The following is a 20814-nucleotide window of genomic DNA, read 5'->3' on the forward strand; positions in this document are numbered from 1 at the left end:
AGTGAGCGGTCGATCAAACCCTTTGTCATTGGCCGCAAGAACTGGTTGTTTGCCAATACTCCGCGGGGTGCACGGGCCAGCGCTATTACTTACAGCATCATAGAAACGGCAAAGGAGAATGGGTTGAATCCTTTCCAGTACCTCAGCTATCTTTTTGAAAAACTTCCCAACCTGAACCCTAAAGACAGTAACGCCCTGGATCAGTTACTCCCCTGGTCCGATTCGCTGCCCCCTGTCTGCAGGGCTAATAAATAAGCCAGATTATGTCCCCACCTGATTGCAAGGTGGGGTTTATTTTACGCTTACGTATTGATGGTGGTGATGACGGCGTACCTGAAGAACCCGAATCCGGCCGGGAACAGCCAGAGCAGGTAACAAAACCTTCTGCCGGAGAAGGAACATCAGTTGAAGATATGACGGGTGCCGGCACTACCGAGGAGGAGCCAATGGGGGACGACAGTTCTGTTGTTCTTGTGAAAAGGCGTATCCCAGAGCGAATTCTCCTGGGCAGCGGTACCGCCGGCGGCAGGGATGTCTACTGGGAATTCGGGCATCCAGACCTGCCCAACAGGCATATTCTTCTGTTCGGGGCTTCCGGCACGGGGAAGACCTACACCATTCAGGCCTTATTGTGTGAACTCGGCAAAGCAGGGCAAAACAGCCTGATCGTTGACTATACAAATGGATTCACCAACAAACAATTGGAACCAATAGTCATTGAAAAGTTAAATCCAAAGCAACATGTAATACGCAGGGAGCCGTTAGCGATCAATCCGTTCCGCAGGCAGTACGATTTCATTGACGATATGCAACTGGAAGAGGATCCGGCAACAACTGCTCAACGGGTCAGCGGGGTATTCGCGGAGGTTTATCAATTGGGTGATCAACAGAAGTCGGCCCTTTATAATGCCATTCGGGATGGTGTAGCCCGGGAAGGGAACAGATTTAATCTGCAAAGGTTAATGGATAAATTGGATGATATCCGCAATGCAGGGGGGCCTACCGCCAACTCTGCTGCTACCGTGATCAGCAAAATTCAACCGTTCGTGGACATGAACCCATTTGGAGAGGAAGACGTTGAAAGTTGGGAAAAACTGTTTACAGATCCAGGCTCAAGGTGCCACATCATCCAGTTGGCCGGTTTCATGAAAGATACGGCCAGGCTGATCACGGAATTTTCCCTCATCGATCTTTATTGGTACTACCGGGCAAGGGGAAATAAGGATAATCCAAAGGTCATCGTGCTCGATGAGATACAGAACTTGGATCACCGCCTGGATAGCCCTTTGGGGCAGTTCCTCACCGAAGGGCGCAAGTTTGGCATTTCTTTAATACTCGCTACCCAGACCTTGAGCAACCTTGACAAAGATCAGAGAGACAGGCTCTTCCAGGCCAGCCACAAACTTTTCTTCAAGCCGGCTGATACGGAAGTCAGATCATTCGCCCAGATACTGGCGGATGCTACCAATGGGCGAATCGACGAGTGGGTTGAGCGTTTGTCTTCACTGAAGCGGGGTGAATGTTACTCGCTCGGGTATGCTCTAAACGAATCAACCGGTAAATTAGAAGTCAGCAAATGGTTTAAGATTCGTATCAAGCCGTTGGAACAAAGGTTTTAGGAGGTACCGTTTGAAATGTTACCGGTAAATTTTCACAAAACCTTTGTTCCCGAAAGGCGTTTGATTGCTGCCTTGCTTGATTATGCAGCTCTCGGCAAGCAAGGCAATTTCAAAGAGATCTCTTCAGAAACAGGCATACCGATGGGTGAGTCAACCGGTAAGGTACCGGCGATACTCGATTATGCCAGGGGCATGGGGCTGATAGAAATCGCAAGCAATAAAGCTAGTTCTGTGAAGAAACCGGTGCTTACCTCTTTTGGAAAAGTCGTTTATTTAGAAGATAAATTTTTAGGCGAACAAATGGTGCAGTGGTTAGCCCACATGAACTTGTGCCGCAGCGATATCGGAGCGAAGACCTGGCATGAGGTTTTTGCGAAAGGGCGAAGCATTCTGGGAACAAACTTCACCAAACGGCAATTGGAGGATTACCTGATAAGTGTCTGCGGCCCGGGCAATGACAGAACAGGACCGCTGGTATCGGTGTACACAGAAGATGCAGCACTGGGAAGGTCCGGGGTGCTGACCGTAAAGGGGGAAATTGTAACGAGAAAGAAAGCTCCGATCTTCGATGCCTACGCAATACCATATTCTGCATATATATTGTGCCTCATGGAGGCATTCTTTCCCAGGCAGGAGCAGGTGACCTTCTCTGATTTCAACAGTAAGACGTTCTGGTTTGACATTTGTCTCTGGAACCAGTCCGATATTGAGTACGTGTTTTCGTTAGTGGAGCGGAAAGGTTTCGTTTCAATTGATCGACAAATGCAGCCGTGGATAATCGAAAAGAAAGCCATGGCGGATGAGGTGTGGCCGCATATCTATGATGATATGGCATAACAGGGGGGCCATAGATGAAGCTTGCAGATATTGTATCCTTCAGAAAAGATTTGCTTTTCAACGGAGCAGTCCAGATAAGCTGGTTTGAAAACGACAGGTTACAGGCTGAAAAAGCCGCGGCGCATTATGTTTTCCATGGTCCAGATTATCATGGTGTTGCCGAGGAAGACCTGGATGGCAGCAGTTACAAATTAGTCGATACTGCGAACTTCGCTCTGGACATTTTGGAACGGATAAACGGCAAAATTGCCGACGAACCGTTTGCTCTGGCTATTGCCGGATACGGGACAGGGAAATCTCACCTTGCTGTAACGCTCGCATTATTGTTGAGTAACCCGAAATCTGGCGTTGCCGGGAAAATCATTGATAATATAACTATGGCTGATGCCGCCATCGGTGATCGGGTACGCAAAATATTGCAAAAATCGAATCAGCCTTTCCTGGTAGTTGCCATTAACGGCATGCAGGATTTTGATTTATGTGGTGAGATAATCAGGCAGGTATTACTTGTCTTGAATCAAAATGGGCTGGATACTACTGTTCTGGAGAATCTGCGCCCGCGCTTCAAATCGGCCATTAATTTCACTGAATCTTTTTTTATCCCGTTGAAAGATGATTTTGAGAAGTATTTTGGAGAGTCCTGTTCCGTTCAAGAGATTGTCGAGCGCCTGAAATGCCAGGATGATGAAACTTTTCGCAAGGTCAGCGCTATTTATGAGCAAAAAATGGGTTCACCTATCCATGCGGTTGGGCAGGAGTCGTTGCATGACTTTATCCGTATCGCCAAGGAAACCTATTGCGGTCCGGATAAGCCTTTTGCCGGCATTTTCATCATTTTTGACGAGTTCGGCCGTTATCTGGAGTTTGCCGTTCAGAAGCCCCATATTGCCGGTCCAGGGGCGCTTCAACAGCTATTCGAGTGCGTGCAAGCTAACGGCGACAAGGTTTTTTTGCTGTGCTTCATCCAGAATGAGTTAAAGGCATATATCTCCCGGGTAGCGCCGGAACGCCGTGAAGACCTGAACCGTTATGTGACTCGATATGATGCCGTCCGCAAGGTTAGACTGTCTATCAATTTGGAAACCCTTATAGCAAATCTGCTGGAAAAGAAAAACCTGGAAGAACTTGAGCGCCAGGTTGCAGGCATCGACGAGCCTCCTGCTTCTATTCAATTGTTCATGAAACGCTGGTTCCCCGATATAAAAAACCATGCGCTCTGGATGAATATAAACAGGTTCGAGAGAATCATTTATAAAGGGTGCTGGCCGCTCCACCCCCTTTCAACCTGGGTACTGTACAAGCTTTCATCAATAGGCAAGTCCCTCCAACAACGCTCGGCGCTTTCTCTTCTTGCAGATGTATATACTTCTTTCCAGGATGGCGAGTTTGCCCCAGGCAGAACGATAAGGCCGGTAGATCTCTGCAATGAGGCAATGATTAACGAATTCCTTGCCTCGGAGCGATACGGCCAACAGGGAGCAACCGCGCATGCCTACGAGAGTGTTTTGCAAAGATATCAGTATGAGCTTTCCACGAACGAAAAGACGGTTTTGAAAGCCGTGCTGGTATCAGCAAAAATCGGGGTTAAGGTCGAGTCGAAAGAAGAGTATCTGAAAGTTCTAGCTATATTCAGCGGCATTGGAACTGACGCAGTAAAGGATGCAGTGCGTTCACTTGAGTACGAGTATGCAGTGCTGGAATGGAATGAGCTACTCCACCAGTATGAGATTACCGGTGATGCTGTTCCTAGAAGGGCGTTTATCGCTCAGCTGGAGGCAAAGGTTGCAGAAATTGATTCTCGTACGCGGGCAAATATCTTTTGGCAGAATTATAAAAAATGGACACAATTGGAAACATATAACACCGATTTCGGGCCTCAAAATAATATTACTACAAGAGAGTGGAATTTCAAAGTTTACTTTACCAATGTATCTATGTTGGAAGGGCAGATTGATTATGCATTGCGTACCTGGTGGGATGCAAGGGGGGTCGATGAAGAGAAGGGGCAATTAATCTACTGTTATGTGGGGCCTGAGAGCAATATTGATGCTGTTAAGGAAATTGCCCTTAAGATGATGAAGTCCAGCATGGAGAAGAATGACCGCGACTGGGGAACAGGAGCGCCAGTTGCTGTGATACTTCTCCATGATGCGGACGGGACCTTTGGACATAAGATCGCCGAATACTGGGTTCTGCAGGAACAGATGAGTGAGGAAGAATCTCAAAAATACGCCAATTTCATACTTGATAGGAAGAACAGCCTGGTGCAGGAGATGCAGAACCAATTTTCCGAGCTGGAACGGGCAAGACATATAGTCTTTGCAACCGATAAGCAGATTGCCAGGTCGCGCACTAAGAATATGCTGACGCAGCTGTTTGATGTAATTTATCCCAAGCGGATACCATTTCCCTTTGATGGTTTCCATACAGCCAGAGGTAACGCTGCAAAAGACTGCCAGGTGTTCACCAAGGAGTTGTTCCTGGGAAATCTTGATCGGGATTGGATATCCGCCCGCAGCGTACAGCAACGGAATCGAGCTTACGAAGTACTGGACAAGTCATGGGGTGTAATTAGTGATGACGGTTCTATAAGAATGAAGCCGTCGAACAATGCGGTACGTGAAATAATAGAGCTTCTGGAATCACAGCTAGGGGGAACAGAAGGTTTTGAAACTCAAAAGCCCATGAACATGGGCGAGGCGATGCGGCTCCTGTGCGCGCCTCCCTACGGTTGCAATATTGCTTCGGCCGGAATGATATTAGCACTTTTCATAGGCCGTCGGAAAAATGAACTTAACTTGCTGAAAAACAATCAGGCGGTTAAGTTCGAGAACTGGTTGCAGGATGCGATTCCCGGTAATTTTTTTGATTTGTCGGTTCTTGAGGTTACTGATGTCGTACGAGTTTCAAAGGATAGTTTATCAGAGTGGGAAAACCTGCTCGATGAATGGGACTTAGAAACAACGTTAATTGGGAAGGTCGATTTTCGAAACAAGGCAATGGAATTAAATGAGCGCATTCCTGTACCGCAACAGCTCTATTACAAATATAAGCATTTAAATGATCAAGCAAATGATGCTTTGGTGAAACTGAACGCATGGCAACATGAGGTCGATGAGGCTTTGGAGAAAGTATTAAATAAAGGGATAGAAAAAGATAATTTTAATTGGTTATCCTGGGGGGCTGCAGAATTAGCTGACATAATTGATAGGATGCTTAGAGAAGGAAAGCAGTGGACGAAGGAACAGGTCGAAACAGTTGAAAAACATCTAGCATATGCCCGCCTGCAAACGCAGCAACGTTTCTCGAAGTGGTTGATCCGGCAGACTGTTGTGGATATCGAGCAGTTGAGTAAGTTCAAGCACCATATGCTAAAAAATATTGGAAGCAATTTAGAAAAGCTTGGCCTTGATGAAGAAAAAAAGCAATTAGAGGCACACGTAAGTAAAGTCGAAAAGCATGTTCATGATATCACGGAGGTAAAAAGAACAGCGTCCGACATTGAGAATATGGTTCAGAATAATAAAATCACCAGCTCTACGCCAGTTTCAGTATTGAACGCGTGGCTTGAACAGGTCAAGGAATTTGCGGGGCGTTTGAAAAAAGCAAAGAAGAGAACGGATATTGCCCAGGGTGATGTGGAGGCTGCGGCTAGAAAACTGGCAAACTTCCAAAAGGCCTGCAAAGAACAGCTTGTGCAGTACCAGGAGAGAACGGCTAATGTTTATAACATCAAGGATATTACCTCCTTGAGCGATATAGCTTACTGGCGAGGTGAAGTCGCTTCGTTAATATTGATTTATGAAGGGCAAGAAAAAGATGTTGAGGATTTAAAACTGGTTCAGAAGCAACTCGATCTGGTAGAAAGGCATTACCGACAACTTGATGACGAGAGCCTGAACGAAGAAGAATTCGAAGCAGCCTGCAAACGATGTATAGAAGAAAACGATAACGAATTTTCTGATGATGCTCCGCCGCTGGATAATGAGTTAGTTTACAATGGACTCATAAAGACGATTAGGGCCAAGAGGGAGCGGGCAGCATTGGAGTGGATGCAGCACAATGTTCCTGACCCGCAAGCAATAGCCGGATTTGACGCCTCGACAGCTATGGAATACAAAACCCGCTTGCAAAAAATGCCTCGGGTGCTGTCCGCCCAACAAGTCAAAATTGTACGCGAGGCACTCGCAGCCTGCGAAAGGCGCCTTGACGAACTTGAAGTAGAAGGCCTGCTGGCAAAATTTCAAGCGCTGTCTGAGGAAAACAAGAAAATGTTTTTGAGGAAGTTATCAGACTACATCAAATTCTTATCATCAAAAGCAAGCGTTCCTGAAGAGCTTTAATATGTGAAATCTGGTGTATACGAGCAGCCAGGTTTTCCTCCTTGCTGCAGAGAAGCCATCTGCCGGAGAGCGGCCAGGGAAAAGGCTGCTTTTCCTCGCCGTGGGAGTGCTCCTTCGCGGTGGTGTGGTGGCGCTTTGCGGCGGTAACGGTGGTGGCGGGCGGCCTGGGTCTTTTGCCAGCTGCGGTTGCCTTTCTCCTCCGGCATACGGCAGAGGCTTTTCCCGTTCCCGTTTGCACCGCGTTTGCAAAAGGGCGAGGTCCAGGGGCGGCTCGCTACCGTGGAGTCGCAGGGCGGCTTCGGGGCGGGTGGCCTGTAGGTGGAGGTCTACCGGGCCGGGATGGTTCCCGGCGACCCGCTATTTTTCACGCTGGTGTGGGAGCCGGGTGACGGAACCTTAAGGGTGGCCGCGGTCAGCAGGGAACCGCTTAACATCCACGCGCGCGACGCCGATTCCGTCGAGGCGGGGTGGCAGGAGGACGCCGAAAAGGCGGTGCGCGGGTACTTCGAGGCCCTGGAGCGGCAGGACTTCAAGGGTGCGGTCAGGTGGGTTCACCCGGCCTGGCGCGACTTCACGGCCATGCCGGAGCCGGAATTGCGCGATCTGCGCCTCCTTTCGACCGGGTTTTATGGTGTGCGGAGGGTTGGCCGGGTGGTCCTCATCGAGTATGAGGTTGAGGCCTGGGCCCGCTACCCGGGGCTTTTTACCTCCCGGCCGCACCCCCGGTCGAGTGGTCGCAACATCTATTTCGTCATGCTGGCCCCGCTCAACCCGCCGACGCCTGCAGAGTGGCGGGTCGTATGCATCGGGTCGGGGCCATAGGCCAGGGAGGTTTACGGCGGGCGTAGGGGGTCTTAGGGAAAGGTGACGATGCTCGAAAACGTCATTCACCGTCTTTTTCCGCGGCGCGTGCTGAAACTGGTCATTCCCGGCCTGGTTCTGCTCCTGCTTTACGGCCTGGCAGCGAGATCCGGCGGCGTGGTCGTGGAAAGAGTGGAGGTGCCGTTGCCGGGGCTCCCGGCGGAACTTGACGGGCTGATCATAGTCCATATCAGCGACTTGCACTATGGCTTCGGCCGGTTCCGCAGCGAGGATTCCGTGGCGCATATGACGTGGCTCATCTCCTACCTTCATCCTGACCTGATTGTTTTTACAGGAGACCTTTTGGACCGTTCGGCGGACCCGGCTCTGGCGGACACCCTGCCGCTGCAAGGACTTAAAGCGCCTTTGGGCGTGTATGCCGTCATGGGCAACCACGACCACCACTTCGGCAAAGAAAAGATAGCCCGCTCCCTTGCTGACTCTGGGGTGGAAGTGCTGGTCAACCGGAGTGTCCGCGTTGAGAAGGGCGGCCGGCATTTCTGGCTCATCGGCCTGGAAGATCCACTGACCGGCGACCCCGACCTGGCGAGAGCGATGGCTCCCATACCGCCCGGGGACTTCAAAATCCTCCTGGTTCATACCCCTGACTTCGCGCCCCATGCAGCCAGTGCAGGCATTCAATTTCAGTTTTCCGGCCATAGCCACGGCGGGCAGATCCGGCTGCCGGGGTTTGGTGCCCTGTACTGCCCGCCCCTCGGGTGCGAATACCCTCTCGGCCTGCGCGAGGTGCCGGGAAGCTCTACGCGGGTCTATACCAATCGCGGGCTGGGCACTACTGTACTGCCGCTGCGCCTCTTCTGCCCGCCGGAGGTGACCTTGCTGACGCTGCGCTCCGGAAGTGGGAACTGAGGCGGGTACGGCTTTCCCGGCACATCCGGCATCGTACCCCGGCGGCGGCGGGTTTACGCCACCCGCTGGGACCGGATGGTGCGGGTTCAGACCACCGGAGGAGACCCTTATCTCCTGTCCCCGGCGGAGCCGGAAGCCTTCGTGGAAGCGGTAAACAGGATGGTTCTGGCCCAACAGGAGTTGCGTGAAGCGTAACTGAGAGGACGGGAATCGCCGTCAGGTTCCTGCAACCGGCTGGCAGTCCTGGAAGAGGGCGCTTTGTGATTGGGTGAGGGAGAAGTCATGCGAGGCATCTGGAAAAGGCTTGGCTTTCTGGCGGCTTTGATTTTGGTCATCGGGGCACCAGTACTAGGCGCCCTGGCAGTGCGGTGGAAGGTTTCCGATCTCGGTGCGGGCAAACCACCCGGCGCCGGCAGGGTGGCCTGGGTGGCCGAAGGTAAGCTCTGGGTTAAAGATTTACCGGACGGAAAGGTGAGGCAACTGGCCGCAGGGGAGAATATTTCCCGCCCCGCCTGGTCGCCGACGGGCAGGTGGCTGCTTTTCCGCCATGGCGAAGACCTGTGGCTGGTCGGGGTCGGTAGGGGTGAGGCCCGCTGCGTGGTGCAAAGGGTGGACGAGTTCGCCTGGTCCCCGGCGGCGGACGTCTTTGCCTGCACCGCAGGCGGGGAACTTTGTGCGGGCGAGCCGGCGAAGGAGAGGCCCCGTGTCCTGGTGAAGCGGGAGGCCGGGTTTGACTTCAGGCGTATCGCCTGGTCGCCCGACGGTAAGTGGGTGGCCTTCGAGCGGTTGAAGGTTGGCGAGGGTGGGGCGGGCCAGGCCGGGATCTGGAAGGTGGATGCCGCCTCGGGCGCCGTGGTGCGGGTCTACACCTCCCGCCTGTGCTTCGACCGGGAAATGGGCGTGGTGGGCGAGGTGCCGCGGCTGGCGGGTTGGTCGCCCGACGGGGAGATGGTTCTTCTCTGGCGCGGGCCCTGTTCGGCTTCCATCGAGGCTGACGGCCTCCCTCTCGGCCTGGCTCCGGCCGACGGCTGCGAGGAGCCCGTTCCCGTTGTGGGTAAGGGCTGGAATTGGGAGAGCGCCGTTTTGGTTCGGCCTGGTTTTGTTGCGGCTGCGCCGGGGAAGCTGGCCCTCGTTATTGGCGCGGGCCGGGACACCTGGACGAACAAGCGCCTCGCTGTCTACGATTTTCGAAGCGGCGGGCTTGCCTACCTGACCGGTACCGACCAGGCGGCGGTTGATCCGGCCTTTTCCCCGTACGGGAAGTTCCTGGTTTACAGCGCAGGACCGGCGGGAAAGGGGGAAGAGACACAGGCCGAACTACGCTCGCTCTTGGGCGGCCGGAAGCTTTGGGCGGTGGACACCGACGGCGGGAAGCCGCGCCGGCTTACGAACGACCCGGCCTACCGCGACGAGCGGCCGTTTTTCTCGGCCGACGGCCGGTACATACTTTTCGTACGTCTGGACGGTGAAAACAAGGCCAGCCTGTGGCTGGTGCAACCCGACGGTAGCGGCCTTGAGCAGGTGGTGGAGAGTATCGGGCTCCTGACCGGGGACTTTACCTTCGGCTATTACGGTGCCGTGGCCTGGGACGAGCTTTTCGCCTACTGGCCGGGCGTTGCCGACGCCGCGCTCATCAATGCGGCAAAGGGCACGCCGGAAGCGAAGAAGCTCCTGGCCAGGTACCCCTGGGCAAAGATCGTCGTTGACCGGAGCGGGAAGTCGGCAGTGGATTTCCGGGTGGATAAGCTTGAAGGTGATGATAAGCCCGGGCTCTACCTCAGGTTGCGGGTTTTCATCGATCCGGAAACGAACACTCCTGCGGACCGGTTCCTTGATTTAAACGGCAGGGTGATCAGGACGGAGATTTTTCGCTACCTGGACGAGGAAACGGTTTTTGGGACAAAAGTGCCTTACCTGAACCCGGCATACGGAGTGTACCTTGAATTCCCGCGTCACTGGCGGCCGCGCCCGGGTTACGGCGACGTTGCAGGTATCCCGGCAAGCTGCGGCGGCGACGACGGCTTTTTCTCGCTGGGTGCGATGAACGGGGAGGGCTTGACGCCCGAGGAGGTGGCGCGGCACGAGGCTTCCCACAAGCTGAAGCCCTATGGCGGAAGGCCGCGGCTGGAAAAAATCACGGTCAACGGCAGGGAGGGGTATTTCGTCTTCCCCTCGCCGGAGCTGGGCGTGGGGGCCGGGGCCTGCTGCGTGGTGCCTTACCCGCGGCCCGTGGTGATCACGGGCGAGAAATACCACTACTTTATCCTGTACGCGGACGTAAAACACATCCGGGATCTCGCCGCTTCGCTGCGTTTTCTGTAACCCGTGCTTTTAAGGAATTTGCGGGCAGGGTGCTGACAGAAGTGGAGATCTATACCCTGCAAGCCTTAGAGGCCATTTACGCCATCACCAAAGGATTGCCCCGGCTGGTTAACAATCTGGTGACCAGCTGCCTGATCTGCGCATACGGCAGGAAACAAAAGCAGATTGACGAGGATGTGGTGTACCAGGCAAGCCAGGAGCTGGAAGTTTAGGTGTGGAGGCGGTTCATATGTACAAAAGGCTCAGCCTGGAATACTACTTTGCCAGCACCGGCTTTGCTTTTAAAATGAGAATTTCCCTTGTTCCACCGGTTGGTTGCTCCAATTTAATGTGAAAATTTTTCCCGAATAAATTGAAAATTTACAATCAAGGATAAACCTTACATCACATTCTGTCAAGGGAGTTGCCTGAAAGGGGTTTGGGAGGTTTATCACGTTTAAGAAAAGCTGCGGCAGTTCCCTGGAGTCGCGCAGAAATCGTGATACCACCCGGCCTCTTTTCTCGTCACTTTCACACCCCGCACTTGACCGCGATTACCTGCGTGATATAATATATGCATAGTTATATATTTAACCCCTTTGATAAGGAGTTAAGGCCATGTCTTTACCCCACGCCCTTTTGGGTCTTCTCAGCTACCGCCCGGCTACCGGGTACGAACTCAAGGCCGCCTTCGAGCAATCGATCCATTTTTTCTGGAACGCCACCCTGCCCCAGATTTACCGCACCCTGAACCAGATGCGGGAACGCGGCTGGGTTGCGGTGACCGTCGAGCACCAGGAAGGCAGACCGAGCCGCAAGGTGTACCGCGTTACCGAGGCCGGGCGGGAGGAACTCCGGCGCTGGCTGGCCGCGCCGCCGGAGATACCGCAGCCGCGCGATCCCCTGCTGGTCAAGGTTTTTTTCGGCCGTCAGGCGGACCCGGCGGTCCTGGCCGCCCACCTGAAAATGTGGCGCGCGCACTACGCCGGCCTCCTGCGGCGCTACGAAGAGGAGATTGCCCCGCTGATCCATCACTACGCGGTCCTTACCGGAGCCCGCGAGGACGCCCGCTACTGGTCCCTTACCCTGGAATTCGGCCGCCGCTTCGCCCGGATGGCCGTCGATTGGTGCGACGCCGCCCTGGCCGTGGTCATGCAGGAGGGAAAGGCCCATGGGTGAGAAAATACCCGGCATGGTCTGGATTTTCATCGGCTTTGTCCCCTGGATCCTGTACTGGGCGCTCTTGGGCTACGGCCTCTGGACGGAGGCGGTGACGGCCGGCCTGGCCGCCGCGCTGGTCTTAAACGCCTATCGCTTCCGGCAGCGGCAGGTCAAGACGATGGAGCTGGTGACGCTTGCTTTTTTCGCCGCTCATTTTGCGGTGACCGTCGTCCTTGGTTCCCCACTTTTTAAGACCTGCAGTGCCGTGCTGGCCGGCGCTGCCCTGGCGCTGATGGCCTGGGGGACGCTTCTGGCCGGCTCGCCCTTCACCTACCAGTACGCCCGCGAGGACTGGCCGCGCGAATACTGGCGCCATCCCCTTTTTTACCGCACCAACGCCCTGATTACGGCAGTCTGGGGCGCGATTTTTACCTTCAACGCCGCGCTGGGGGCGCTGGCGCTTGCCTGGCCGGAGGCCCGCCTCTGGCTTACCGTGGTCGTCCCCAACGCCGCCATCGGGGCCGGCATCGCTTTTTCCCTTTTATTCCCCACTTGGTACCCCAAGCGCATTCTGGCGCGGGAAATAGCCGCCCGCGAGTCGTACCGGTGGCCGGACCCGGTCTTCGGCCCCGCGCGGCCGGCCGGTGAAGCCGAACACGACGTCATCGTCGTGGGTGCAGGCATCGGCGGCCTTACGGCGGCGGCCCTCCTGGCGCGGCGGGGCCTGAAAGTGCTGGTGGCGGAGCAGCACCACCGGCCGGGCGGCTTCTGCACCTCGTGGGAGCGGCACGTGCGGCGGGACGGCGAGCGGCTGCGCTACGTTTTCGATGCGGGGGTGCACGACGTTAGCGGGCTGGGACCGCGCGGCCCGGTGACCAATCTTTTGCGCCGGCTGGAAATCGGCGACCGGCTGGAATGGCGGCGGGTGGGCCACGAATACGTGCTGCCCGGCATCCGGCTCAAGGTGCCCGGCACGGCAGAGGAACTGGTCAGGGCTCTGCAGGCGCGCTTTCCCGCGGAGCGGGAGGCTATAGCTGCCTTTTTCGCCGAGATGGAGGGCGTATACCGCGACCTCTACGCCGGCGTGGAGCGCACCGGCGGTGTGCCGTGCCCGCCGCGCACGCCGGGGGAGATGCTGGCCTACCCGCGCACCCACCCGTATACCTTCCGCTGGATGGATCTTCCCTACACGGTCATGCTGGAGCGGTTTTTCCAGGATGCATCTCTGAAACGGTTCCTGCTCCTCCTGACGGGCTACCTGAGCGACCGGCCGGAAGCGCTCACCGCCGCCCAGATGGCCCCCCTTTTCGGCTACTACTTCGACGGCGGCTACTACCCTGTGGGCGGCTCCCAGGCCCTTGCCGACGTGCTGGCGGAATTGATCGAGGCGCACGGCGGCCGGGTACTCCTGCGCGCACCCGTAGAGCGCATCCTCATCGAAGGAGGCCGGGCCGCGGGCGTAATCCTGGCCGGCGGACAAGTCCACCGTGCCGGGGCCGTCATCTCCAACGCCGACGTCCGCAAGACCTTTCTGGAACTGGTGGGGCGGGAACATCTGCCGCCCGACTTTATGCGACGCATTGAAGACCTGGAATTTTCCACCTCGGCTTTCGCGGTCTTCCTGGGCGTCGACTTCGTGCCGGACCTGGAGCCGGTCACCCTGGTTCACACCGAAGACGGCCGGGGGCTTGGCATAATGACCCCCTCCAGGGTCGATCCCGGCCTGGCGCCACCCGGACACGCCGCCATCACCCTGCTGACCCTGGTTCCCCGAGCAAAGGCAACAACCTGGGACCGCCGGATGCCCGACTATGCCCGGCGCAAAAGAGAGTTCGGCGACGCGTTGATCATCCTGGCGGAACTGATGCTGCCCGGCCTGCGGGAGCACATCGTCTTCCGGGAGGAGGCCAGCCCGGCCACGTTCGCCCGCTATGCCTGGACGACGGGCGGTGCCATCTACGGCCCCGCCGCCGGTCAGTGGCGGCCGCCGGCCAAAAGCCCCGTGGAGCGGCTCTACCTGGCCGGCGCCGGCGTTTTTCCGGGGGCGGGCATCGAGGCGGTGGTCATCTCTGGCACCCTGGCTGCCGACGCCGTTTATCCGGAAAGGTAAATTAGCAATTTAAACGAGGGGGCAACCCTGGCGGTTCGAGGTGGGGAAAAACACTATTACGGTGGTCGTGGACAACCTGCACGACACCTACAATATTCCCAAGCGCCTGGACTGCGGCATCGCCATGCTGCACCTGGAGCTGGGCGCCCTGGCCGCGGGCGTTACCGGCACCTGGGAGTTCCTGCCGCCGCCCCGGGTAGCCAGGTTTACCTTGTAATCGACGGCAACACCACCATTTTAAAAAGTGGCCCGCCTGCCCCATGTCCGGAGCGGACGGGCTATAAGCAAGAGGGCGGCAATGCGCGGACTGCTTAACGGGTATGTACTGCCGTAAATCCGGGTTATTGCAGTGCCTTCATTAAATCAAGTGCTTCCTGTGGTACAAAGGTGGTCACACCATTATAAACGGTCAGGCCGTTCATTTTAACCAGCTTACCGTTGATTTCGGCAAGATTTTTGTTTATCGGCAATTTTAATTTATCATTGTCCCTGGTAACCACAAACACGGGGTTGTTGGGATCACTGTCATCCCATTCCACCCTGGCGCCCCTGGCCGGGAAAGCGGCTTCTGCCGGCACGAAGAGCTTTTTGGTGGTTTCCTGTAAGTTAAGGCCCAGTATTCTCTCCATGTACTTAGCTATATCTATGTTTTCAATCACTCCCGTGGGCCGGTCGCCGGTCGGCGAGTACACGTACAGAACCACATCTTCGCCGGTGTGGCCGTTGGTGGTCCACCCGATATGGGCCCGCTTGCTAAGCATTGGACCCACAACATAATTCAACTTGCCCGGTTTGGCCTCTTTGATTGCTTTGATTTCGTCCTTCGTCAGGTCGGTGATGCCGTAATAAGTTGCCATTACTTCTTTGATGTTGCTCCTGTCGGCGTTTAATTTTTTCTCGACGCCTTCACCGGTCAGTTTTGCCCTTTTTAAAGGCTCGATGAATATGGAAAGGGGCAGCTCGTCGTAATTTTTGCTGGTCTCCCGGTCTCCGATGGTGATTCCACCGTTACCGTGGTCAGTTACTGCGATGACAACAGTGTGCTTATCCTTTTTGGCAAAGTCCAGGGCCACTTTTACGGCGTTGTCAAAGGCCAGGATATCGCTGATTACGCCCACCGGGTCATTGGCATGGGCGGCCCAGTCTATTTTACTCCCTTCCACCATCAGGAAGAATCCGTCCTTATCTTTAGAAAGCACCTCAATGGCTTTGCTGGTCATTTCCGCCAGGCTGGGCTGTTTTGCCGGGTCACGGTCAAAATCATAACTTAGATCTTTAGGAGCAAACATGCCCCACAACTTGTTGGAAGTGGACTTACGAAGTGCTTCCGGCGTGGTTACATAATCATAACCCAGGTCCTTGATTACCTTAATTAAGTCTTCCTTGTCTTTTCTGGCCTCGGGTGTCAGGTATTTGGAACCGCCGCCCAGTACCACATCTGTACCGCTATATACTTGTTGTTCGAGGATATCATCATAGTTGTTCCGGTCCGGGTAATGGGCGGAGAAAGCTGCCGGGGTGGCGTGGGGTATTTCACAGGTAACCACCAGTCCCGTGGCTTTTCCCGCCAGTTTTGCTGCTTCGAGGATGGTGGCCACGGGTTTCTTTTCATCGCCCCTGGCGATGGGTTGAAGGCCCGGCATGTCGGCCACGTCAGGCAAAACCGCCACGTAGCCGGTATGGGACTTAAAGCCGGTGGAGAAGGCCGTTGCCGCAGGTGCGGAGTCAGCGATGGCTGCGTCGGAGGAGTAAGTTCTCACCAGGCCGCAGGCCATTTCGTCCATGGCCAGGGGCGTACCGCCTTTATACCACCTGGCCAGAGTTGTCCCGCCGACGCTCATACCGTCTGGGATCATGAGGATCACATTCTTTACGGCAGGTGCACTTGCCGCGCTGGCGAGGGGGACAGAAACGCTGACCAACAGGAGCAAAACAATAACGAGGATAGCCGGGATTCTCTTCATGGTTTTGGTCATAGCGACACCTCCGGGAAAAATATTTTTGGCGTTATCTTAACAGATTTATGTTAAGCTTCAATTGATGACCAGATAACTGCTTGTTAAATATTATTAAACAGGTGTTAAATGCCAATAGTTTGCCGGGCCGGCTTGAACGACAGTTCCTTTTTTAGATCAACGGGAAAGCAGGTTTACCGGGATGGCAGGGATGGGGGTAAAGGGGTTGCGGATGGCCGGACTACCGGAAGGGCCAGCACGTTTTGGCATGATGCGGTTCAGCAGCTCTTACTTGGTATTCCAGCCGGCAGTAAACTGTACGTGTGGACAAGGAGGGGATGCTCTTGACCGAGCCTGAACGAGTGTGTATGGCGGCAGAGGAGAAATTCGCCCTGGCGCCTGCCGACCCGGAGACCACAGTTGCCCTGTTAGTGCTAACCGTTCCCCTCGGGGTCCTTTCCCTGGTGGGTGTAGCGGTCGGCATATCCGACCCGGCGGAACTGCCGGGGTTTCTGGCCTTCCTGGGCGGCGTAGTACTGGTGATAGTGTTGCTGGTGGCCGTTCTCTTCGCTTTTACGCCTACGGCTTACATCCTGGACGCGCAGGGGATAAGGATTGCCAGGCGTTTCGCCCGCCCAGTGCTCGTGCCTTACGCGCGGGTGAGAAGAGTTGCGCTGCGGCAGTTTCCCGGCCCGCCTAATATTGTTTGGCTAGGTTCATACCCGCTGCGGGGGTTCTTCGGCTATTTCGGCCGGTTCAGGGTGGAGCGCCTGGGGTGGATCAGGGTTTACGCCACGTCCTGGGATGGCGAGATGGTGGTGCTGGAGACCGACCGGGAACCGTACTTTCTTTCCCCGGCAGAGCCGCAGAAGTTCTGCGAGGCGCTGCGGGCCCGGCTTTGCGGCACTGCGGCTTAGTGGTATGCTGTTCGCACGCTTCCCGCGGTGCGGACTGCAGTGGGAGATTGTAGGATGACGCGGGAATTTTGGGGAAGATTCCGGCTGATAGTTTTGGGGGAAACCGGCCCTGTCGATAATGTTCGACAGGGTTTTCTTGACGCTTTTTCAGGAAGATACCTTTACCATGATGATTTTAATTATTGACATAATCAACTGCGGTACTGTACTATAATATTAATACAGCAGTACATAAGTACAGTAGGGGATATAGAATGTGGTTTCGTGTGGAGCCCGGCCGGGGCGTGCCAATCTACGTGCAGTTAATGGAGCAGATCCGCCGTGCCGTGGCCAGCGGTGTCCTGGCGCCGGGGGAACAATTGCCTTCCGTGCGGGAGCTGGCCCTGCAGCTGTCTATTAACCCGAACACCGTATCCCGGGCCTACCAGGAGCTGGAGCACGAAGGCATAATTTACACCCTGCGCGGCCGGGGTACCTTTGTGGCCGCCTCCTCCCACACTCTGACCGACCGGGAGCGCCTGCGCCGGCTGAACGAAGCGGTGGAAAAATTGTTTGTGGAGGCCTACCAGCTTCGTTGCACGCCCGCGGAAGTGCTTGCCGCGGTAAAGAAAAAGGTAGCGGGTATGGGGGGCAAAGATACCCAAAAGGAGGAGATAGAGCATGACGATGAGTGAGCCGGCCGTGCTCACCCGCGGTCTCACCAAGATTTTTGGCGGGCAACCGGCCGTGGACGGTCTGGACCTGGAAGTGCCGCGGGGCAGCGTGTTTGCCCTTTTGGGTCCTAACGGGGCCGGAAAAACCACCACCATCAAACTGCTTTTGAACCTGCTCCAGCCCACCGCCGGCGAGATCCGGGTACTGGGTCTGGATGCGGCGAAAGACTCTGTAGCCGTACGCCGGAGGGTAAGCTACCAGGCCGAAACCCAGCGCTTTTACCCGAGGGTCCGGGTGGAAGAACTGTTTTGCTTATGCAAGTCCCTTTACCCGCGCTGGAATACGGAAAGGGTAACTCGTTACTGCCGAATTTTTGAATTACCGCCCTATGCCCGCGTCGGCGAGCTGTCCAAGGGAAAGCTCACCCTGCTGGCCCTGGTGCTGGCTGTCGGTCCCGAGCCGGAACTCCTGCTTCTGGACGAACCGGCCACCGGCCTGGACCCGTTGCGCCGCCGCCAGGTCCTGCAACTGCTGGTGGAAGAAATGGCCGGGGGAGACCGCACCATAGTCATTTCCTCGCACCAGTTGCAGGACGTGGAGCGCATTGCCGACCGGGTGGGTTTTCTCCTCCGCGGGAAACTGATCCTCTCCCGGCCTCTGGAGCAGTTGCTGGGCGAAGAAAAGAAGGTGCGCGTGCTCTTTCCCGGATCCCCTCCGGCGGATTTGCCCGGATGGCCGGGTGTAAGGCGGGTTGCCCGGGAGGGTTCGCACCTGTTGATTTCCCTGTCCGGCCACCTGGATGAGGTGCTGGGCAGGTTAAACCGCTACGAGGACGTAGCCTTTGAGGTGCTGGACCAGACGCTGGAGGACATTTTCGTGGAGTATGCAGGAGGCGAGGAAGTTACCTGGAAGGGGGGAGAAAATGATTAACGGGCCTTTTTTGCGGTGGGAGATACGGCGGTTGCGCTGGTGGTACTACGGGGTACTGCTCTTCTGGTTAGGCAACTTCATTTTTACCTTATGCCTCATTGTCCCCGGTCAACCGGTACCGGTACATTGGGAGCACGTGGATTTCCTGTGGTTCGGGATGTTCTGGGCAATTTTTTGGGGCGGAGGACTGTTTGTGGGGAAATTCAGGGATGGTACCATGGAGTTTCTGCTGGCCCGGCCGGTTTCCAGGCGGGAAGTTTATCACAGCATTGTCCTGGCCGGGGGCATTCCCATCGTTTTCCTGGTGATATTACCTTCTTTGTTTGCTCTTACCCTTCCTCCCTGGAAAACTTCGCATTTGTTCCCCGGCCTCCTGGCGCTCAACTTGCTGGAGTCGGTCTGGCTGATTGCCGTTTTTCTGCTCAGCGCATGTGTGTATTTGTTTACCGGCAACAGTAACCGACGGTATGCCCGCTTTATCGAGGCTTCTTTCATAGGTGCGGCTGTAGCCGTTCTTATCGAACTGCAAAAAACAAATCTACCGCAGTTGATCCAGGCTCACCCGTTAGCTTCTCTGTTGCTCAGCTTGACAGCGGGCTGCCTTTTTTACGGCCTTGGCCGCTGGCGGTTCGAAAGAATGGATATCCTGACTAACTCGGGGTAAAGCACAGGACAAGAAAGCAGGAAATATGGACGAACTAATCCTGGGGTGCTACCGGGCGAAGTCCGGCTACAAAACGAGCGTTTAGTTTGACGGGAGAGGAATCTCGTGATGGTCCCTTTAGCGGTGGCATAGACCCAGCGCGCGCCGGCGTTTAATTTTTTCTCGACGCCTTCACCGGTCAGTTTTGCCCTCTTTAAAGGCTCGATGAATGTGGAAAGGGGCAGCTCGTCGTAATTTTTGCTGGTCTCCCGGTCTCCGATGGTGATTCCACCGTTACCGTGGTCAGTTACTGCGATGACAACAGTGTGCTTATCCTTTTTGGTCAAGGGCAGTGGTGCCAGGCACTTAACTTATTAACTTATTGATAACTTATGCTTGTGGTCAGCCCTCGGGGCTTATCCCTCCGAGGGTGCTTTATCTTTTCGCTGTATGGTGAATGGAGGAAAGGAATAGCTGGTAAGGTCCTGTTGTCGCATAGCACCTGTCCCAGCCACACGGAAGTTTTACATGAAATATTTAAGGAATATGGTCTCATGTTATCGAAAAATGTTTAGGAACTATATACCAGGGGAGGAATGTTTTTTGTCGCCGAAAAGGTTTCATTACCAGTGGTTGGCGGGTTTGCTAATTTTTCTGGCAATCATAACCATTCATGTACCCAGCGCAGTGGCCCGGCCGGCGGAAAATGATCAGGCTTACCTGCCCGGAAATCTGCAGGCGCTTTCGGTAGCCGGCCATGCCTACGCCTCAAAAGAAACTGCCCGCCAGTTGATTGAAGAACGGCGCCAGCGGGAGAAACAAATGCCCGCCCGGGACTACAGCCGGGAGATTATCGTGAAATAGAAAAAGTCATCGGACAAAGAAAGCAAAGAGGCGCTTCTCAAAAAATGTGCTGCCGAAAAAATCCACGAAAAAGGGGATTTATCCCTGCTCCGGGTAAAAGACAGGGAGGAGGCCATTGCAGAATTAAAGCGGAGCGGGCGCGTAGAGTATGCGGAGCCCAATTATCCCCTGCATGTGATGTACGTCCCAAACGATCCCCTGTTTTTTGACCAGTGGGCGCTGCACACGATCAATGCCGCCGGGGCATGGGATAAGCTGGCGCCAAATCAGGAACCGGTGATTGTGGCCGTGGTTGACACGGGCATCGATTTTTATCACGAAGATCTGCAGGGGCGCATCTCGCTTGATGGAGCCTGGGATTTTGTATTAAACGATTCATACCCGCTGGATCTGGACGGGCACGGTACGGAAGTGGCCGGTGTTATCGCTGCCGCCACCGGCAACGCCACCGGCATTGCCGGTACCGCCGGGCGGCAAAATGTGCAGATACTGCCCTTGAGGGTCTTCAACTGGCTGGGGGAAACTAATATCTATTGGGTGAGCCAGGCCATTGCCCACGCCGTTGACTGCGGGGCACAGGTGATCAACCTCAGCCTGGACGGTCCACAGTACTCTCAGGCATTGGCCGATGCGGTTGACTATGCCTGGGAGCGCGGTGTGGTGGTGGTGGCCGCCGCCGGCAATGAAGGCGGTCCGGTGTCCTACCCGGCGGCCCTGCCTCATGTGATCGCCGTGGCCGCCAGCGATGG

20 protein-coding genes and 1 pseudogene are annotated in these 20814 nt (G+C 55.5%); 19 read left to right on the forward strand and 2 right to left on the reverse strand.

What is annotated here, in order from left to right; translation table 11 throughout:
* The 10 genes from BUA65_RS15750 to BUA65_RS15795 all read left to right on the forward strand — a co-directional run.
* A partial coding sequence (locus BUA65_RS15750) for a transposase domain-containing protein (protein ID WP_131821536.1) occupies window positions 1–255 on the forward strand: 255 nt, incomplete at its 5' end.
* Window positions 256–284: 29 nt separating this feature from the next.
* Complete coding sequence (locus tag BUA65_RS15755) at window positions 285–1619, forward strand: ATP-binding protein (RefSeq protein WP_242656362.1); 1335 nt, start codon at window positions 285–287, stop codon at window positions 1617–1619.
* A gap of 15 nt (window positions 1620–1634) precedes the next feature.
* Entirely contained in the window at window positions 1635–2456 is an 822-nt protein-coding gene (locus BUA65_RS15760) for a hypothetical protein (protein WP_072871091.1), read from the forward strand.
* A gap of 14 nt (window positions 2457–2470) precedes the next feature.
* Window positions 2471–6799 (forward strand): hypothetical protein, encoded by a 4329-nt coding sequence (locus BUA65_RS15765; RefSeq protein ID WP_072871092.1) that lies wholly within the window; start codon window positions 2471–2473, stop codon window positions 6797–6799.
* Window positions 6800–7291: 492 nt separating this feature from the next.
* Entirely contained in the window at window positions 7292–7621 is a 330-nt protein-coding gene (locus tag BUA65_RS15770) for a hypothetical protein (RefSeq protein WP_131821537.1), read from the forward strand.
* Window positions 7622–7669: 48 nt separating this feature from the next.
* Window positions 7670–8530 carry a metallophosphoesterase gene (locus tag BUA65_RS15775; protein ID WP_072871095.1) on the forward strand — a complete coding sequence of 287 codons (861 nt, stop codon included), beginning with the start codon at window positions 7670–7672 and terminating at the stop codon, window positions 8528–8530.
* Between the two features lie 30 nt (window positions 8531–8560).
* Window positions 8561–8725, forward strand: coding sequence for a PH domain-containing protein (locus tag BUA65_RS15780; RefSeq protein WP_278246292.1), 165 nt, complete (start codon window positions 8561–8563; stop codon window positions 8723–8725).
* Window positions 8726–8794: 69 nt separating this feature from the next.
* On the forward strand, window positions 8795–10852 hold the full coding sequence (locus tag BUA65_RS15785) for a TolB family protein (protein WP_072871097.1): 2058 nt from the start codon (window positions 8795–8797) through the stop codon (window positions 10850–10852).
* Window positions 10853–10893: 41 nt separating this feature from the next.
* On the forward strand, window positions 10894–11064 hold the full coding sequence (locus tag BUA65_RS15790; RefSeq protein WP_207543917.1) for a hypothetical protein: 171 nt from the start codon (window positions 10894–10896) through the stop codon (window positions 11062–11064).
* 385 nt (window positions 11065–11449) lie between these two features.
* Window positions 11450–12010, forward strand: coding sequence for a PadR family transcriptional regulator (locus BUA65_RS15795; RefSeq protein WP_072871101.1), 561 nt, complete (start codon window positions 11450–11452; stop codon window positions 12008–12010).
* A 366-nt stretch (window positions 12011–12376) separates the two neighbouring features.
* On the opposite strand, the gene BUA65_RS18915 is transcribed toward BUA65_RS15795, so the two are convergent.
* A complete protein-coding gene (locus BUA65_RS18915; protein WP_242656364.1) occupies window positions 12377–12520 on the reverse strand; it encodes a hypothetical protein in 144 nt (47 codons plus the stop codon).
* Between BUA65_RS18915 and BUA65_RS15800 the strand changes: the two genes are divergently transcribed.
* Window positions 12486–14102 carry a phytoene desaturase family protein gene (locus tag BUA65_RS15800; protein WP_278246293.1) on the forward strand — a complete coding sequence of 539 codons (1617 nt, stop codon included), beginning with the start codon at window positions 12486–12488 and terminating at the stop codon, window positions 14100–14102. The genes BUA65_RS18915 and BUA65_RS15800 overlap by 35 nt on opposite strands.
* A gap of 40 nt (window positions 14103–14142) precedes the next feature.
* Window positions 14143–14319, forward strand: coding sequence for a hypothetical protein (locus BUA65_RS18420; RefSeq protein WP_165613281.1), 177 nt, complete (start codon window positions 14143–14145; stop codon window positions 14317–14319).
* A 124-nt stretch (window positions 14320–14443) separates the two neighbouring features.
* Here BUA65_RS18420 and BUA65_RS15805 read toward each other — a convergent pair whose 3' ends face one another.
* A complete protein-coding gene (locus tag BUA65_RS15805; protein ID WP_072871104.1) occupies window positions 14444–16078 on the reverse strand; it encodes an alkaline phosphatase in 1635 nt (544 codons plus the stop codon).
* A gap of 323 nt (window positions 16079–16401) precedes the next feature.
* Here BUA65_RS15805 and BUA65_RS15810 point away from each other — a divergent pair, with 323 nt between their 5' ends.
* From BUA65_RS15810 to BUA65_RS15835, 7 genes and pseudogenes are all read left to right on the forward strand, one after another.
* On the forward strand, window positions 16402–16974 hold the full coding sequence (locus tag BUA65_RS15810) for a PH domain-containing protein (RefSeq protein ID WP_165613282.1): 573 nt from the start codon (window positions 16402–16404) through the stop codon (window positions 16972–16974).
* Between the two features lie 254 nt (window positions 16975–17228).
* Window positions 17229–17648, forward strand: coding sequence for a GntR family transcriptional regulator (locus BUA65_RS15815; RefSeq protein WP_072871107.1), 420 nt, complete (start codon window positions 17229–17231; stop codon window positions 17646–17648).
* Window positions 17635–18558 carry an ABC transporter ATP-binding protein gene (locus BUA65_RS15820; RefSeq protein ID WP_084062582.1) on the forward strand — a complete coding sequence of 308 codons (924 nt, stop codon included), beginning with the start codon at window positions 17635–17637 and terminating at the stop codon, window positions 18556–18558. The genes BUA65_RS15815 and BUA65_RS15820 overlap by 14 nt, the downstream gene beginning before the upstream one ends.
* Window positions 18551–19222 (forward strand): ABC transporter permease, encoded by a 672-nt coding sequence (locus tag BUA65_RS15825; RefSeq protein WP_072871108.1) that lies wholly within the window; start codon window positions 18551–18553, stop codon window positions 19220–19222. Before BUA65_RS15820 ends, BUA65_RS15825 begins: the two co-directional genes overlap by 8 nt.
* A gap of 582 nt (window positions 19223–19804) precedes the next feature.
* Window positions 19805–20065, forward strand: coding sequence for a hypothetical protein (locus BUA65_RS15830; RefSeq protein WP_072871110.1), 261 nt, complete (start codon window positions 19805–19807; stop codon window positions 20063–20065).
* 24 nt (window positions 20066–20089) lie between these two features.
* Window positions 20090–20215, forward strand: a pseudogene (locus BUA65_RS19380) (hypothetical protein); the annotation flags it as partial.
* A gap of 27 nt (window positions 20216–20242) precedes the next feature.
* Window positions 20243–20814: S8 family serine peptidase (locus BUA65_RS15835; RefSeq protein WP_165613283.1), on the forward strand; the 572-nt coding region annotated here is incomplete at its 3' end.

The sequence above is a fragment of the Desulfofundulus thermosubterraneus DSM 16057 genome (genome assembly GCF_900142025.1).
Taxonomy (GTDB): Bacteria; Bacillota; Desulfotomaculia; order Desulfotomaculales; family Desulfovirgulaceae; genus Desulfofundulus; species Desulfofundulus thermosubterraneus.

Bases quoted from the DNA above. Each gene is read 5' to 3' on its own strand.
- BUA65_RS15760 (WP_072871091.1), top strand. From the start codon at position 1,635: ATGTTACCGGTAAATTTTCACAAAACCTTTGTTCCCGAAAGGCGTTTG.
- BUA65_RS15765 (WP_072871092.1), top strand. From the start codon at position 2,471: ATGAAGCTTGCAGATATTGTATCCTTCAGAAAAGATTTGCTTTTCAAC.
- BUA65_RS15775 (WP_072871095.1), top strand. From the start codon at position 7,670: ATGCTCGAAAACGTCATTCACCGTCTTTTTCCGCGGCGCGTGCTGAAA.
- BUA65_RS15795 (WP_072871101.1), top strand. From the start codon at position 11,450: ATGTCTTTACCCCACGCCCTTTTGGGTCTTCTCAGCTACCGCCCGGCT.
- BUA65_RS18915 (WP_242656364.1), bottom strand. From the start codon at position 12,520: ATGCCGGCCCCGATGGCGGCGTTGGGGACGACCACGGTAAGCCAGAGG.
- BUA65_RS15805 (WP_072871104.1), bottom strand. From the start codon at position 16,078: ATGACCAAAACCATGAAGAGAATCCCGGCTATCCTCGTTATTGTTTTG.
- BUA65_RS15815 (WP_072871107.1), top strand. From the start codon at position 17,229: ATGTGGTTTCGTGTGGAGCCCGGCCGGGGCGTGCCAATCTACGTGCAG.
- BUA65_RS15820 (WP_084062582.1), top strand. From the start codon at position 17,635: ATGACGATGAGTGAGCCGGCCGTGCTCACCCGCGGTCTCACCAAGATT.
- BUA65_RS15825 (WP_072871108.1), top strand. From the start codon at position 18,551: ATGATTAACGGGCCTTTTTTGCGGTGGGAGATACGGCGGTTGCGCTGG.